At 72.1% G+C, this 14,932-nt stretch carries 15 protein-coding genes; 2 read left to right on the top strand and 13 right to left on the bottom strand.

From position 1 onward, the window contains the following. Positions 1-119 precede the first annotated feature (119 nt). Positions 120-830, bottom strand: a complete 711-nt coding sequence (locus tag ACZ7G1_RS14455; protein ID WP_470879667.1) for a GntR family transcriptional regulator — start codon at positions 828-830, stop codon at positions 120-122. Between the two features lie 155 nt (positions 831-985). Between ACZ7G1_RS14455 and ACZ7G1_RS14460 the strand changes: the two genes are divergently transcribed. Further along, positions 986-2,641 (top strand): BCCT family transporter, encoded by a 1,656-nt coding sequence (locus ACZ7G1_RS14460; RefSeq protein WP_470879669.1) that lies wholly within the window; start codon positions 986-988, stop codon positions 2,639-2,641. A gap of 13 nt (positions 2,642-2,654) precedes the next feature. Here ACZ7G1_RS14460 and ACZ7G1_RS14465 read toward each other — a convergent pair whose 3' ends face one another. The 5 genes from ACZ7G1_RS14465 to ACZ7G1_RS14485 form a co-directional block, all read right to left on the bottom strand. After that, on the bottom strand, positions 2,655-3,158 hold the full coding sequence (locus tag ACZ7G1_RS14465) for a DUF6328 family protein (protein ID WP_470879671.1): 504 nt from the start codon (positions 3,156-3,158) through the stop codon (positions 2,655-2,657). A gap of 26 nt (positions 3,159-3,184) precedes the next feature. Further along, complete coding sequence (locus ACZ7G1_RS14470; protein WP_470879672.1) at positions 3,185-4,468, bottom strand: sugar ABC transporter permease; 1,284 nt, start codon at positions 4,466-4,468, stop codon at positions 3,185-3,187. Beyond that, the gene (locus tag ACZ7G1_RS14475) at positions 4,465-5,244 is read right to left on the bottom strand and encodes an ATP-binding cassette domain-containing protein (protein WP_470879674.1); all 780 of its coding nucleotides are present in this window, start codon (positions 5,242-5,244) and stop codon (positions 4,465-4,467) included. The genes ACZ7G1_RS14470 and ACZ7G1_RS14475 overlap by 4 nt, the downstream gene beginning before the upstream one ends. Positions 5,245-5,288: 44 nt before the next feature. Beyond that, positions 5,289-6,380: a substrate-binding domain-containing protein gene (locus ACZ7G1_RS14480; protein ID WP_470879676.1), complete on the bottom strand. Its 1,092-nt coding sequence runs from the start codon at positions 6,378-6,380 to the stop codon at positions 5,289-5,291. Positions 6,381-6,499: 119 nt separating this feature from the next. Then, entirely contained in the window at positions 6,500-7,261 is a 762-nt protein-coding gene (locus ACZ7G1_RS14485; protein ID WP_470879678.1) for a hypothetical protein, read from the bottom strand. 157 nt (positions 7,262-7,418) lie between these two features. On the opposite strand from ACZ7G1_RS14485, the gene ACZ7G1_RS14490 reads away from it, so the two are divergent. Continuing rightward, positions 7,419-7,871, top strand: a complete 453-nt coding sequence (locus tag ACZ7G1_RS14490; protein WP_470879680.1) for an SRPBCC family protein — start codon at positions 7,419-7,421, stop codon at positions 7,869-7,871. Positions 7,872-7,883: 12 nt separating this feature from the next. Here the strand turns inward: ACZ7G1_RS14490 and ACZ7G1_RS14495 are convergent, their stop codons facing one another. From ACZ7G1_RS14495 to ACZ7G1_RS14525, 7 genes are all read right to left on the bottom strand, one after another. Next, a complete protein-coding gene (locus ACZ7G1_RS14495) occupies positions 7,884-9,110 on the bottom strand; it encodes a nitric oxide synthase oxygenase (RefSeq protein WP_470879682.1) in 1,227 nt (408 codons plus the stop codon). 93 nt (positions 9,111-9,203) lie between these two features. Further along, positions 9,204-10,448 (bottom strand): cytochrome P450 family protein, encoded by a 1,245-nt coding sequence (locus tag ACZ7G1_RS14500; RefSeq protein WP_470879684.1) that lies wholly within the window; start codon positions 10,446-10,448, stop codon positions 9,204-9,206. Then, positions 10,445-11,674, bottom strand: a complete 1,230-nt coding sequence (locus ACZ7G1_RS14505; RefSeq protein ID WP_470879686.1) for a cytochrome P450 — start codon at positions 11,672-11,674, stop codon at positions 10,445-10,447. Before ACZ7G1_RS14505 ends, ACZ7G1_RS14500 begins: the two co-directional genes overlap by 4 nt. Next, entirely contained in the window at positions 11,671-12,300 is a 630-nt protein-coding gene (locus ACZ7G1_RS14510) for a GTP-binding protein (RefSeq protein WP_470879688.1), read from the bottom strand. The genes ACZ7G1_RS14505 and ACZ7G1_RS14510 overlap by 4 nt, the downstream gene beginning before the upstream one ends. Further along, positions 12,281-12,634: a DUF742 domain-containing protein gene (locus ACZ7G1_RS14515; RefSeq protein WP_470879690.1), complete on the bottom strand. Its 354-nt coding sequence runs from the start codon at positions 12,632-12,634 to the stop codon at positions 12,281-12,283. The genes ACZ7G1_RS14510 and ACZ7G1_RS14515 overlap by 20 nt, the downstream gene beginning before the upstream one ends. Then, complete coding sequence (locus ACZ7G1_RS14520) at positions 12,631-13,032, bottom strand: roadblock/LC7 domain-containing protein (RefSeq protein ID WP_470879692.1); 402 nt, start codon at positions 13,030-13,032, stop codon at positions 12,631-12,633. The genes ACZ7G1_RS14515 and ACZ7G1_RS14520 overlap by 4 nt, the downstream gene beginning before the upstream one ends. After that, complete coding sequence (locus ACZ7G1_RS14525) at positions 13,029-14,633, bottom strand: sensor histidine kinase (protein ID WP_470879694.1); 1,605 nt, start codon at positions 14,631-14,633, stop codon at positions 13,029-13,031. Before ACZ7G1_RS14525 ends, ACZ7G1_RS14520 begins: the two co-directional genes overlap by 4 nt. Between the last annotated feature and the right edge of the window lie 299 nt (positions 14,634-14,932).

A 14,932-nucleotide genomic window follows, 5' to 3' on the forward strand; every position in this document is an offset into this window, starting at 1 on the left:
TATACCAACGCCGAGACGGCGGACAAGGGGTGATCCGGAATCCCTGATTCACGCGTCATCGATCAGGGATTTCTCTCGCGAGAGAGTGCTTTGCCAGGGCTCTTGGTATACAAATAGCGTCAGGCGTCGCCGAAGAGGGAACGCAGGGCGACGGCCCTGCTGTCGCGCACGTGCAGCAGCGTGCCGGCCGCCGCGGCCTCCGGGTCTCCCGCGGCGATGTGCCGGTACATCTCGGCGTGCTGGGCCCGCATGTGGGCGGGTTCCTCGCGCAGTCCGAACACCAGCCGCAGCTGCCAGCTGAGCTGCTCCATGGTGCGGCGCAGCAGCGGGTTGCCCGCGAGGGCGACGACGGCCTCGTGGAACGCGGTGTGGGCGGCCACCTCGCGGGTCCCCTCGGTGTCGGCGGCCGCCGACTCGGCCTGATCGAGGGTGGACCGGAGCGCGGCGAGCCCCTCGGTCCTGCCCGACGCCACGGACCGCGCGGCCAGCCGCGAGGCCTGCACCGCGAGCGGCTCCCACACCTCGTACAGGTGCTCCACATCGGCCCGTTCGAGCCGCCGCACCCGGACGCCGCTGTGCGGGAGCAGCTCCAGGAGCCCCTCGGCGACCAGCGCGCGCAGCGCCTCGCGCACCGGCACGCGGGACATGCCGAGCTCCTCGGCGACCTCCCGTTCGACGAGCCGCGCGCCCTGCGCGTACCGGCGGTCGACGATGCGCTGGAGCACGGCCTCACGCGCCTGCGCGCCGAGCGGGGCCGGCGGCGCCGTATCCCCGGGGGGAGGCGGTGAACCGCCGTCCGTGGCCGTGCCGGTCCTGCGTCTGTCCGCCACCGTTCCCGTCCCCTTCCGTCCGTCCTCGGGCGTGCCGGGCCGAGGATACGTCGGCCCGGCACGCGTGTGTCCCCCGACTGGGCGCACTCCGTCTGTGGTACTGCCTTACGGAGACATCGTCACATTTGTTACCCATGCCGTGAAAGGTGCCTTTCGTGTCGAAGGAAGAACCGGAACCCGACGGCCACCGCGCGCGTACCGACCGGGTCGTGTTCGGCGTCACCGCCGTCCTCACCGTCGCCTTCGTCGTCTGGGGCGCCACCGCCACGGACAGCCTGGAGAGCACGTCGAGCAAGCTGCTCGACGGTCTGATCCGCAACGGCGGCTGGGCGTTCATGCTGGTCGCGTCCGGCTTCGTGGTCTTCGCCCTGTGGCTGGCCGTCAGCCGCTACGGCCGGATCACCCTGGGACGGGAGGGCGAGCGCCCCGAGTTCCGGACGGTGTCATGGATCGCCATGATGTTCAGCGCCGGTATGGGCATCGGCCTGATGTTCTACGGAGTGAGCGAGCCCCTGGCGCACTACGGCACCCCACCGCCCGGCACCCGGCCCGCCGACTCCGCGGAGCGGATGGAGACGGCGATGGCCACCACCCTCTTCCACTGGACGCTCCATCCCTGGGCGATCTACGCCGTGGTCGGCCTCGCCATCGCGTACTCGACGTTCCGGCGCCGCCGGCGGCAGACCGTCAGCGCCGTCTTCGTCCCGCTGCTCGGCGAGCGGCGCGCGTACGGCGGGCCCGGGCGGGTCATCGACATCCTCGCCATCTTCGCGACCCTGTTCGGCTCCGCCGCCTCGCTCGGCCTCGGCGCGCTCCAGATCGGCAGCGGCTTCGAAGAGCTCGGATGGCTGGAGAAGACCGGCACCGGGCTCCTCGTCGCCGTCATCGCCGTCCTGACCGTCGCCTTCGTGCTCTCCGCCGTCTCGGGGGTGGAGAAGGGCATCCAGTGGCTCTCCAACACCAACATGGTGCTTGCGGCCCTGCTCGCCGTCTTCGTGTTCGTCGCGGGCCCGACCGTCATCGTGCTCGACCTGCTGCCCACCTCCCTCGCCGCCTACCTCGGCGACCTGCCGCAGCTCGCCGGCCGCACGGAAGCGACCAGCGGCGCCGACATCCACGACTGGCTGGGCAGCTGGACCGTCTTCTACTGGGCCTGGTGGATCTCCTGGACGCCCTTCGTCGGCATGTTCATCGCCCGCATCAGCAAGGGCCGGACCATCCGCCAGTTCATCGGCGGCGTCATCCTGGTCCCCAGCACCGTCAGCCTCGTCTGGTTCGCCGTGTTCGGCGGCACGGCGATGAAGCTGCGCGAACAGGGCGAGCTGGCGGGCGAGACCACCCCGGAGGGGCAGCTCTTCGGAGTGCTCCAGGAGTTCCCGATCGCCGGTGCCACCAGCCTGCTCGTGATGATCCTGGTGGGCATCTTCTTCGTGTCGGGCGCCGACGCCGCCTCGATCGTCATGGGCACGCTCTCCCAGCGCGGCTCCTTCGAACCCACCCGGCTCGTCGTCGTCTTCTGGGGCGTCGTCACCGGCGCCGTCGCCGCCGTCATGCTGCTCATCGGCGACGGCAAGGGCGACGCCCTGGCGGGCCTCCAGAACCTCACCATCCTGGTGGCCGCGCCCTTCGTGCTCGTCATGATCGGCATGTGCGTGGCCCTCATGCGCGACCTGCGCGAGGACCCGCTGATCGTCCGGGACGAGGTCGGCCGGGAAGCCGTCGAAGGCGCCGTGATCGCCGGCCACGAGAAGTACGACGGCGACTTCGAGCTCACCATCGGCCCCGGCTCCGCCGACGGGGACCGCCCCTGACCGGCGGCCGGCCTCAGTCCCCGTCGGTGTAGCGCAGCCGCACCCACAGCGGGAGCGCGAACCAGCAGAGCAGGTACCAGGCGAGGACCCCGGAGACGAGCCACGGCACGTAGCGGTCGTGCGTGACCACCCGGAGCACGAGGAGGAGGGCGGTCGTCAGGGTCGCCAGGAGCAGGATCAGCCCGGTGAAGGTCAGCCGCGAGGCCCAGACGACCGCCTGCGGCTTGATCCGCCGGCCCGAGACGACCCGGTGGAAGGCGACGGGGCCGATGAGTGCGCCCGTCGCGAGGGACCCGAGGAGGACCGTGATCACGTAGATCGTCTTGTCGGTCTGTTCGAGCCCCTGGAAGAGCGGGGTGAAGACCACGGTGAGCAGGAAGCCGAGCAGGATCTGGACGCCGGTCTGCGCCACCCGGATCTCCTGGATGAGCTCCTGCCAGCGCCGGTCGGCCCGCTCCTCCTCGGTCTCGTCCCGCCCGTCCGAACTTGCGTCCCCGTCCCTCCGGCTCTCCTCCATCGCCCTCTCCTTCCCCGCGCCCGGGATCAGGCGCGGCCCGCGGCCTTCTGGGTGCGCCGGGACAGCGAGTCGACGACCACGGCAGCGAGGAGCACCGAACCGGTGATCATGAACTGAACGGCATTGCTCACACCCATGATGTTCATACCCGACTGGATCGAGCCGATGACCAACGCGCCGAGCAGCGCCGACCACACCGAACCGCGCCCGCCGAACAGGCTGGTGCCGCCGATGACGGCCGCCGCGATGACGTTCATCAGGAGGTTGCCGCCGCCGGAGGTCTGGCTCGCCGACTGGATCTGCCCGGCGAGGAAGATGCCGCCCACCGCCGCCATCGTCCCGGAGATCGAGAACACCGACATCCGTACGAACGGCACGCTGATGCCGGCCCTGCGCGCGCCCTCGATGTTGCCGCCCACCGCGAAGATCCGCCGGCCGTACGTGGTGCGCCGCAGCACGAAGTCCAGGACCACCAGCAGGACCAGGAACACGAGCAGGGCCAGCGGCAGCCCCTGGTAGCGGTTGAGGATGTACGCGGCGACGAACGCGATCGCGGCGAGCACCGCCGTACGCAACAGGATCTCGGCGACCGGCCGCGACGGCACCCGGGCCGCGCGCCGCCGCCGCGCGTCGAGCAGCGAGGCCGCGAGGAAGAGACCGACCCCGACCGCCGCCGTCACATAGGCGGCCGCCGGGCTGTGATAGATCGTCGAGTACAGCCGGGAGACGATGCTCTCGCCCGGGATGTTGACCGTGCCGCTCGTGCCGAGCACCTGGAGCATCAGACCGTTCCAGGCGAGATTGCCCGCCAAAGTGACCACGAACGCCGGCACGCCCACCTTCGCGAAGAAGAACCCGTGGATGAGGCCGACCGCCGCTCCGCCCGCCACGGCGATCAGCAGCGCCAGCCACTCGTTCATGCCGTTCAGCACGTTCAGCACGGCGAAGATCGCGGCACACAGACCGCTCACCGAACCGACCGACAGGTCGATCTCGCCGAGCAGCAGGACGAACACGATGCCGACGGCGATCATCCCGGTGCCGACGATCTGCTGGCTCAGGTCGGACAGGTTCTGCGCCGAAAGGAACGTGCTGTCCAGACTGCCGAACACCGTCCAGATGATGATCACGGCGAGCACCACGGGCAGCGAACCCAGCTCGCCGCTGCGCATCTTGCGCCGGAACTCGCCCACGTACCCCTTCAGGCCCTCCTCGCGGACGAGGAGCCGGGTGTCGACGGCCGGCAGCGCACCGCGCGCCGGTTCCTGGGTGACGTCCTCGGGACCCGGGCCACGGCGGTCGCGGCTCATCGCTCCTCCTCCCGCTTGCGGGCCTGGCGGCGGGTGACGGCGCTGTCGGTGGCCCCGGTGATGGCGGAGATGATCTCCTCGGTGGTCGTGGACCGCTTGTCGAAGAAGCCGTTGTTCCGGCCCAGGCGCATCACGGCGATCCGGTCCGCGACGGCCATCACGTCCACCATGTTGTGGCTGATCAGGATCGTCCCGAGCCCCTGGTCGCGGAGCCGCTCCACCAGGTCGAGGACCTCGGCGGTCTGCTCCACGCCGAGCGCGGCGGTCGGCTCGTCGAGGATGACGACCTTCGGCGAGCCGATCAGCGAGCGGGCGATCGCCACCGTCTGCCGCTGGCCGCCCGAGAGGGAGGCCACGGGGATGCGGACGCTCGGGATGCGGATCGACAGCGTGTCCAGGAGGTCATGGGCCCGCTGGTCCATGCGGACCTCGTCCAGGACGCCGAAGCGCCGCAGTTCGCGTCCGAGGAACAGATTGGCGACCACGTCGAGGTTGTCGCACAGCGCCAGGTCCTGGTAGACGGTGGCGATGCCCAGGTTCTGGGCGTCATGCGGCCGGTTGATGGAGACCGGCCGCCCCTCCCAGGTGATGACGCCCTCGTCGGGCGGGTTCACTCCGGCGATCGCCTTGACGGCGGTGGACTTGCCGGCGCCGTTGTCGCCGACGAGCGCCACGACCTCGCCGGAGTGCACCTCGAGATCGAACCCTTTCAGCGCCTGGACCGCGCCGAACCGTTTGGAGATCCCCCGCAGTGTGAGCACGGGTGGCTCCGGCAAGGGAACCGCCTCCTCAACCAGCCCTGCGCGCCGGGCGCTTGTCGTTATTCGAGACCGGCCGCCTTGCAGGCCGCCGCGTACGTCGGAGTGCAGATCTCCTTGACCGTGTAGAGGCCGTCCTTGACGACGGTGTCCTTGATGTTGGTCTTGTCGACCACGACCGGGGTCAGCAGGTTCGCCGGGACCTTCTGGTCACTGCCGCTGGTGACGGTGGTGGGCGTCAGGTCGGACGGGAGCGGCTTGCCCTCGGCCAGGTTGACGGCCATCGTCGCGGCGATGTCGGCCTCCGGCTTGTACGGCTTCTCGACCGTGATGGTCTGGGTGCCGAGCAGGATCCGCTGGATCGCGTCGAGCTGGGCGTCCTGACCGGTCAGCGGCACGTTCATGCCGGCCGCCTTGAGAGCGGTCGCGATGCCCGCGGCCAGGCCGTCGTTCGCCGAGTAGACGCCGACGATCTTGTCCTTGCCCAGGGCGCTGATCGCGCCGGACATCTGCTGGTTGGCGTTGTTCGGGTCCCAGTTCGGCGTGTCGTACTCCTTGCCGATCTTCACCTTGCCGTCGAGGACCGAGTGCGCGCCGGCCTTGAACTCCGCCGCGTTCGGGTCGGTCGGCGAGCCGTTGTGCATCACGATCTCGCCGCTGTCGGCCTTGTCGCCCAGCGCGTCGAGGAGCGCCTGGCCCTGGAGCTCGCCGACCTTGCGGTTGTCGTACGAGACATAGGCGTCGACCGGACCCTGCGCGAGCCGGTCGTACGCGACGACCTTGACGCCCGCGTCATGGGCCTTCTGCACCGACGACTGGATCGACTTGGCGTCCACGGCGTCCAGGATGAGGACCTTGTCGCCCTTGGCGAGCGCCGTGTTGACCTGCTGCTGTTGGGTCGTCGCGCTCTCCGCGGCGTTGTAGTAGTCGATACGGGCCCCGGGGGCCAGCTCCTTGATCTTGGCCTCGATGTAGGGCCGGTCGAACTTCTCGTACCGCGTCGTCTTGCTCTCCGGCAGCAGCAGCCCGATCCGCACGTCGTCCTGCGCCGCCGATCCCGTGCCCGGCTGGGCCGCGCCGCTGGTCGCCACCGCGCCCAGGGAGAGCGCCGCGACTCCGGCCAGGGCTATCGCAGCCCGCAATGTACGGGTCATGGGAGGCTCCTTTCGTCCGCCCCCCTGGCCCTCACCGTGCCGCCTCGGCACCTGGAAGAACCTGTGGCCTCTCTATCGACACTAGTCGCAGTCTGAGGACCGGCAAGCGGGTGACGGCTCTAGGCCGCGGAGCCGTCCGCCGTGTCGGTGGCGCGCAGCAGTCTCAGGAAGGCCTTGAGGCCGGTGATGATCTCCTCGTTGTCGGTGAGCCGGTCCACCGTCGACTCGAACTCCCGGGCCAGGGCGGCGATCCGCCGGTCCGTGCGGTCGGCGCGCTCGTGGGCCGAGAGGGCGATCGCGTCGGTCGTGCGGCGCAGCTCGGCCAGCGCGCGGTACTGCTCCTCGGCCTTGCCGCCGAGGACCGACGCCCCGCTCTCCAGGGCGGCCACCCGGTCGCGCAGCGCCACCACGTCGTCACGCGGGTAGGTCACTTCCCTGAGCAGGGTGCCGAGTCTGCGCCTCAGCTGCCCGAAGTACGCCCCCGCCGGGCGGAAGAACGTGCTCAGGAGGAAGAAGCCGGCGCACCAGTAGCCCGCCGCGCGGCCCGTCGCCACGGCGGCCGCGAGCGCGGCGGCGGCGGTCGCCAGGTGCCCGGCGACGGCGGCCCGCAGCATCACCCGGGCGATCCGCCGCGCCTCGGCGTCCCGCTCCTCGGGGACGCCGATCCCCTTGCGGCGGCTCACCGCGATCTCGGCGAGCACCGCGTGCGCCCGGAAGTACAGGTTCCACGGCGCCGTGAGGAGCAACAGCAGCCAGAGCAGCCCGAGGACGCCCGCCCCGACGGCCAGGACCGTGCCGGGCGGCGCGCCCACCGCGTACGCGAGGACCAGTGCCCCGACCGCGAGCCCCGCCGCCACCAGACCACCCACGACCTTGCGCATGCCGCCCCCTCCGCACCCGTGCACCGCCGTCGGCGTCATGGTCCCGCCGGGGCCCGGCGCCGGCATGAGTACCGGTACTCAGAACGTGCGCCGCCTCTGGCGTGGGAACCGTACGGAGTGGGACAATTCGTACGAAGCGACAACCGAAGAAGGCATCATGGCCGCCATCACGGAATCCATCGACATCTCCCGCAAGCCCGCCGACGTCTTCGGCTACGTGACCGACCCCACGCACCTGCCCGAATGGCAGGAGAGCGCGGTCTCGGTCCGCAGGATCGGCGACGCCCCCCTCGGGGTCGGCTCGAAGGTCGCCGTCACGCGCCGCCTCGGGAAGCGGGAGTTCACCACCACCATGCAGGTCATCGAACTGGACCCGCCGAACCGCTGGCACGTGCACGGCATCGACGGTCCGGTACGCGGCGACGTCCAGGGCCGCATCGAACCACTCGACGACGGTGAGCGGTCCCGCCTCACCCTCTCCCTCGACTTCGAGGGGCACGGCATCGGCAAGGCCCTCGTCCCCCTCGTCGTCCGCCCCCACGTGCGCAAGGAGATGCCGAGGGACGAACGCACCCTCAAAGGCATCCTGGAGGGTTCCGGCACCGCCTGACCCCCGGGGAGTTCAGCTCGACCGGGGCAGGAACGCCGGCCGCAGCGAAGGGTCCACGGGGTCGTAGTAGCGGTGGAAGACCGGGGTGGCGGAGCCGGAGACCGGCGGGACGATCCAGCTCCAGTCGGCGGGCGTCGCCCGGCCCAGGCGACGCTCCCGGTCGATGTGGAGCAGGAAGCGCTCGGACTCGGTGTGATGGTCGGCCATCGTCACCCCCGCCTCCTGGAAGGAGTGCAGCACCGCCACGTTGAGCTCGACCAGCGCCCGGTCCCGCCACAGGGTCCGCTCGTTCGACCGGTCGAGACCGAGCCGGTCGGCCACCACCGGCAGCAGGTCGTAGCGCTCGGCGTCGGCGAGGTTCCTCGCGCCTATCTCCGTACCCATGTACCAGCCGTTGAACGGCGCCGCCGGATACCGTACGCCCCCGATCTCCAGCACCATGTCGCTGATGGCCGGCACCGCGTACCAGCGCAGCCCCAGGTCCGCGAACCAGGCGTGGTCGGGATGGCTCAGCGCCACCTCCCGTACGGCGTCGTCCGGGAGTTCGTACCACTCGGGCGCCGCGCCCGGACGCTCCTCGATCATCAGCGGCAGCACCTGGAACCGTTCCTCGTTCCGCTTCCAGCCCAGGTCGACGGCCCGCCCCGAGAGCGCGGCGCCGCGCGGATCGCCCGTCCAGCGGCCGTCGGGCGCGCGGTGCCCCGCGTACCTGACCAGCTGGTCGTTGACGATCCGCGGCCCGGGCCGGCCGGGCCGGTCCGGGGCGAAGACGGAGATCACCGGCCGGATCCGGCCGCCGTTGCCCGCCTGCCGCAGATGCGCGAAGCAGTGCGCGGCGATGTCGTCGGCGGCCGTGACGTGCCGCAGGTCCCGCACCACCAGGCTGCGCCAGTAGAGCCTGCCGATGCAGCGGGCCGCGTTCCGCCAGGCGACCCGGGCCCCGAACGCCAGCTCCTCCGCGGTGTGTTCATAGGTGCCGGTCCGCTCGATCGCGGCCCGCACCTCGCGGACCCTGCGCTCCACGTCGTCCGCGCCCGGCTGCTCGCGATGGAACTGGCGGACGAAGTCCTCGGCCTCCCGGCCGTCCACCGCGACTGCCCCGGGCGGCGCGCCGGCCTCGGCCGGCCCGGACAGGGGTCCGGACGCGGGTCCGGACATGTACGGACAGGCGGCGCTCGTGGGGGCGGACTTCCGGCGGCGGCTCAGGCTGAAGATCAAGGTGTTCCCTCCCGGGCTCATGACTACCGCATGAACACGCTCGGGCGCGGAGAGTAGGGCGTTCTCCGCCCGGGAGGGGAACCCCGCTGGTACGCTGCCGGGCGCCTGTGGCCGTCAGGCCAGCACGACCGGGAGCTCGAACAGGTCGTTCTGCGTCACGACCGGCTTGTTCCGCAGCTCCTCGCGCGGCACGGCGAGCCGCAGCCCCGGGAAGCGCGCGTACAGCGCGGGAAGCGCCACCGACGCCTCCAGGCGGGAGAGCGCGGCGCCCGGGCAGACGTGCGGGCCGTGGCCGAAGGAGATGTGACGGTTCGGCGTACGGGTCACGTCGAAGGCGCCCGCCGTCGGCCCGTGCTGCTCCTCGTCGCGGCCGATCGCGCCGAAGGAGACGATGAGCGCGTCGCCCTTGGGCAGGACCCGGTCGCCGACCTCGATGTCCTCGGTGGCGAACCGGATCAGCACGTGCGAGGTGGGCGTGGACCAGCGCAGGGTCTCCTCGATCACGTCCGCCCACGGCACCTCGCCGGCGAGGACCAGGGCGCGCTGCTCGGGGTGGGTCTCCAGGGCCACCACCGCGTTGACGATCAGGCTGATCGTCGTCTCGTGCCCGGCCGCCACCATCAGCTGGAGGGTGTTGGTGATCTCCTCCGTGCTGAGCCGGTCACCGCCCTCCGACGCCTCGATCAGCGCGCTGGTCAGGTCGTCGCCCGGCTTCTCCGCCTTGCCCGCCACGATCCCCGCGAACAGCTCGCCCAGGTCCGCCATCATCTGCGGCACCTCCTCGGGCGGGGTCTGCGTCGAGAAGAACTTCTCGAACAGCGCCTTCATCCGGGGGTGGTCGGCCGCGTCGACGCCCATCAGGTCGCTGACCACGTTCATCGGCAGCGGGTACGCGAACTCCGCCTTCAGGTCCACGACTTCGCCGGCCGGGCGGTCCGCGAGCCGGTCGAGCATGCCCTCGGTCAGGGCCTCGATGCCCTCGCGCAGCCGCTCCACCCGGCGGGCCGTCAGCGCCTGCGCGACCAGGGTGCGCAGCCGCCGGTGCTCGTCGCCGTCGACGGTCAGCATCGACTTGCCGGGGTTGGCGAGGCCGATCAGCGGCCAGTCCATGGGTATCTCGCCGCGCTGCCAGGCGCCCCAGACGTCGATGTCCTTGACGAGCCGGGCGTCGGTGAGCAGCCGCCGGGCCTCGGCGTGGTGGGTGACGGCCCAGCAGGCGACCCCGCCGGGCAGGACGACGCGGGCCAGCGGGCCCGCGGCGCGCAGCCGGGCGCTCTCGCCGTCGAGGTCGGCGACGAACGGGTCCAGGGTGATGGCGTCGGTGCCGGACGCGGCGGCGTGGGCGTGCGGGCAGGTCATCCGAGTGCTCCAAGTGCGGGGGTCGGGGTGTACGTCACGGGCAGCGCGGTGAGTCCGCGCAGCCAGGGGGAGGGCCGGCGGGCGAGGGAGTCCTCGCCGACCGCGAGGTCCACGTCCGGCAGCCGGTCGAGCAGCACCTCGATCCCGGTCCTGGCGATGGTCTCGGCGACCTCCTGGGCGGGGAAGGGGCAGCGGTGCTCGCCGTGGCCGAAGGACAGGTAGGCGTTGTTGCCGCCGGTGAGCCGGCCCGCGTCGGCCCGCACGTGCGGGTCCGAGTTGGCCGCGGCCAGGCCGAGGAGCAGCAGGTCCCCGGCGGCGACGCGGCGACCGCCGAGGTGCGTGTCGCGCGAGGCCCAGCGCCCGGCGACGTTCTGGGTGGGGGTGTCCTCCCACAGCACCTCGTTCATCGCCTCGCCGACGCTGTGCCGGCCGCCGGACAGCGAGGCGGCGAAGCGGTCGTCGGTGAGCATCAGCCGCAGCGAGTTGCCGATCCAGTCGGCGGTGGGCTGGTGGCCGGCGGCCATCATCACCATGAGGTCCTGGGCGACCTCCTCGACGGTGAATCCGGCGGTGTTGGCGAGCATCCGGGAGGCCACGTCGTCACCGGGCGCCTCGGCCTTCGCCGCGAGCAGCGCGACCATGGAACCGGCGAGATGGCGCTGGCCCTCCAGGGCGCCTTCCTGGCCGTTGATCATGTCGTTCATGGCGGTCACGAGGCCGGGGCCCTGCTCGTCGGCGAAGCCGTAGACGCTGGCGAGGACCCGTACCGGAAGCAGCATCGCGTACTCGGCGATGATGTCGCAGGAGCCCTTGCCGCAGAGCGCGTCGATGAGTTCGTCGGCGAACCGCTCGGCCCGTTCCTTCAGGACGAAGGGGTCGATCGCCTCCAGCGCGTCGGAGACGACCCCCGCGCGCTCGCGGTGCCGCTCGCCGACCGTGTAGAGGATCGACGGCTGCTTGCGGCCGATCATGGGCAGCAGAGGCCAGTCCGCGGGGACGGCGTCCCACTGGTTCCACAGCTCGGAGTCCCGCGAGAACAGGACCGGGTCGCTGGTGACCTGGTGCAGCTCGCGGTAGCCGAGGACCAGCCAGGCGGGGATGTCCCCGTCGAGGACGACGGGGGCGACGGCTCCGTGCTCGCGTCGGATCTGCCGGTACAGCTCGTTGGGGTCGGTCTGGAACCGCGGCCCGCTCAGCGGGACGGGCGGGTGCTCGGGGAGGGTCACGGGGCGGGCTCCGGGATCGGCTGCGGGACCGGCCGCTCGGCCGGGGCGACGACGGTCCGCAGGTGCTCGACGAGCGCGATGAGGACCTCCTTGCTCGACTCCCGCGACCTGGCGTCGCAGAAGACCAGCGGGACCTCGTCGGCGAGGTCGAGCGCCCCGCGGATCTGGGCGGGGGTGTGCTCGGGACCGCCGAAGTCGTTGCAGGCGACGACGAACGGCGTCCCGTGGTGTTCGAGGCGGTCGATGGCGTACCAGGAGTCGGCGAGCCGGCGGGTGTCGACCAGCACGACCGCGCCGAGCGTCCCGGAGAACAGCCGGTCCCACAGGAACCAGAACCGCTCCTGGCCGGGCGCCCCGAACAGGTACAGGACGTTGTGGGCGTCGAGCGAGATCCGGCCGAAGTCGAAGGCGACCGTGGTGGCCGACTTCGCGGCGACGCCGACGGTGTCGTCGACGCCCTCGCCGGCCTGCGTCATCGTCTCCTCGGTGTTCAGCGGACGGATCTCGCTGACCGAGCGGACCAGGGTGGTCTTGCCGACTCCGAAACCGCCGGTGACGACGATCTTCAGCCCGTTGTCGGCGGTGCTGCGCAGGGTACGGCGCTGTTCAGAGGTTACGGAGTCCAACGAGCACCTGCTCCAGGATGTCGTGATCGGGAAGGCGGTACGCGGCACGGGGATGCCGGGCGCTGATCCGGCCGGTGTCGTGCAGATCGGCGAGCAGGATCCGCGTGATGGACACCGGCAGACCGAGCCCGGCCGCCACCTCCACGACGGCCGTGGGGAGACGGCACATGCGCAGGATCGCCGCGTGCTCGGACTGCATGCCGGGGACCGGGTCGCTCTCGGAGACCACCAGGGTCACCAGGTCGAAGGCGTCGGAACCGGCGCGGCTGCGGCCGCCGGTCAGGGTGTAGAGCCGGTCGGGGGAGTCGTCCCGGCCCGGCCTGCCGCGGCTCATCCCCGGGGCCTCGCGACCAGGTGCTCGCCCAGCTGCTCCACCAGCTCGGACATGTTGTGCCCGACCAGGCCCGCGTCGGCGTCCTCGTCGGCGACGACCGCGAGATGGGCTCCCTCGCCGGCCTCCACGATGAACAGGATGCCGCCGTAGAACTCGGCGATCGCCGAGCGGACCCCGCCGGTGCCGTCGCCGAACTCCACCGAGGCGCCGTGCGACAGGCTCTGGATGCCGGCGGCGATCGCCGCCAGCTGGTCGGCCTGGTCGACGGAGAGCTCGGGGGTGCGGCACAGCTTGAGCCCGTCGCGCGACAGCACCAGGGCGTGCCGGGAGCCCGGGGTCCGTTCCAGCAGGCCCTCCAGGAGCCAGCTGAGCTTCTCGTCGGTGGTGGAGCCGGTCATGACGGGGTGCCTTCCGGGTACGGGGGGTTCGAGCGGTCGTCGGATACGGGGGTGGCGGCGAGTGTCTCCGCAAGGGCACCGGCACCGGCGTCTGCACCGGCACCAGGGCCGGCGCCTTCGCCGTTGTCGGCTGCCGGCGCCGCGCCGCGGACCGCGCGGCGGAAGGAGCCGAAGCGGCTCGCCGCGCCGGCGGCCGCGCCGGTGCGGGGGCCTTCGGCGGCTGCGGGGCCGGCGGCTTCCGGGCCGTCGGGGTGGGCGGCGGCCATCGCGCGGCCGCGTCGGCGCTGGGGGAGGCCGCTCTCGCCGAACGCCGGGTGCTCGCCGGTGCTTTCGGCAGCGCTGTCGTGCGTGGTCTCGGGCTCGGGGACCGGCGCGGGGGAGGGGACGGCCGGTGCGGGGGCGGGCGTGGCGACGCCTCGGCCCGAGACCGGGGGCAGCGGGTCGCCGGGGAGGGCGGCCGGCTCCACGGGAGTGTGGCTGATCAGCTCCTGCGGGAGCATCAGGAGCGCGCCGGTGCCGCCGCGCGCGGAGGGGCGGAAGGAGACGGTGAGGCCGTGCTTGCGGGCGAGGCGGCCGACGACCGCGAGGCCGAGGCGGGTGCCGGACAGGCCGGCGAGGTCCTGCGGGGCGGAGCCGACGGCGGCCTCCGCGCGGCGCTGCTGGACGTCGCTCATGACCAGGCCGCTGTCCTCGACGGCGATGATGACGCCGGCCGGGACCTCCTCCACGTAGACGTGGACCTCGGCGGTGGGCGGCGAGAAGTTCGCCGCGTTGTCCATGAGTTCGGCCAGGGCGTGCATGACGCCCTCGGCCGCGTGCCCGGCGACGGCCGCTTCGCTGCTGGAGTGCAGCCTGACCCGCTGGTAGCCGCTGATCCGCCCCATGGCGCCGCGCAGGATCGATTCCATGACGATCGGGCGGGCCCAGCGGCGGCCGGACCTGGCGCCGCTGAGCACGGCGACGGAGTCGGCGAGGCGGCCCGCCTGCGCGGTGCGGTGGTCGAGGTGCAGGAGGTCGGCGAGGACGTTCTCGTCGGCGTGCCGGTTCTCCATCTCCCGCAGGTCGGCGAGCATGCTCGTGGCGAGTGCCTGCATGCGGCCCGCGGCGTTGGCGGCGGCGGCCATGGCGGCGGACCGGCCGGACTCGGCGCGGCGCAGCCGGGCTTCGAGGAGTTCGGTGGCGGCGGCGGTCTTCCGGGCCAGTGCGGCCGTCTCGGCCGCGTGGCTCCTGACGAGGTCCTCGGTCCGCGCGGTGTGGGCGGCCTCGGCGGCCGCGGCCTCCGTGGCCTGCCGCTCCTCGCGCGCGGCCGCCTCGCGTGCGGCGGCGGCCGTGACGCGGCCGAACTCCGCGGCCTTCGCGGCGAGCTCGGCGGTGAGGGCCTCGGCCCGCCGGCTCAGCAGACGCGAGGTCCGCCCGTACCAGGTGACGGCGAACGCCGAGGCCGAGAGGAGCAGCACACCGCAGGCGGCGAACCAGCCGAGCGGGGTGCGGACCTCGCCGGGTGCCGCGGCGACGGCCGCGGCGGCGAGCGCGCCACCCGCCGCGGCGGTCAGCAGCGAGGCGATCAGGGCAGGGCGGAAGGGGGTGGGTGACGCCGGCATCGACCAGACTCTCGGGAGCGGGCAGACGGGGAAGGGGGGTCGCAACGACGGCACTATAGTTGCGCTCTTGATCACTTTGGAACTGTTGTGATCGGATCGGCATTCAGCCAGACGAATAGTTTTCCGCCGCTGCGCCCAGAACGTCCGAACTTGCTCACCCCTCAGGAAGTGCCCACGTCCCGGCCCTTCCTGATTCCCCGTCGCCCAGCACTGACGGCCTGTCCGGCCGCCCGCGCTCCGGCCGGCTTGAAAAGGTATTCGGCCCAGGTGTGTCGTCCGTTCGCGGGATGCGGCGGGGT

The organism is Streptomyces sp. NPDC037273 (assembly GCF_055603625.1).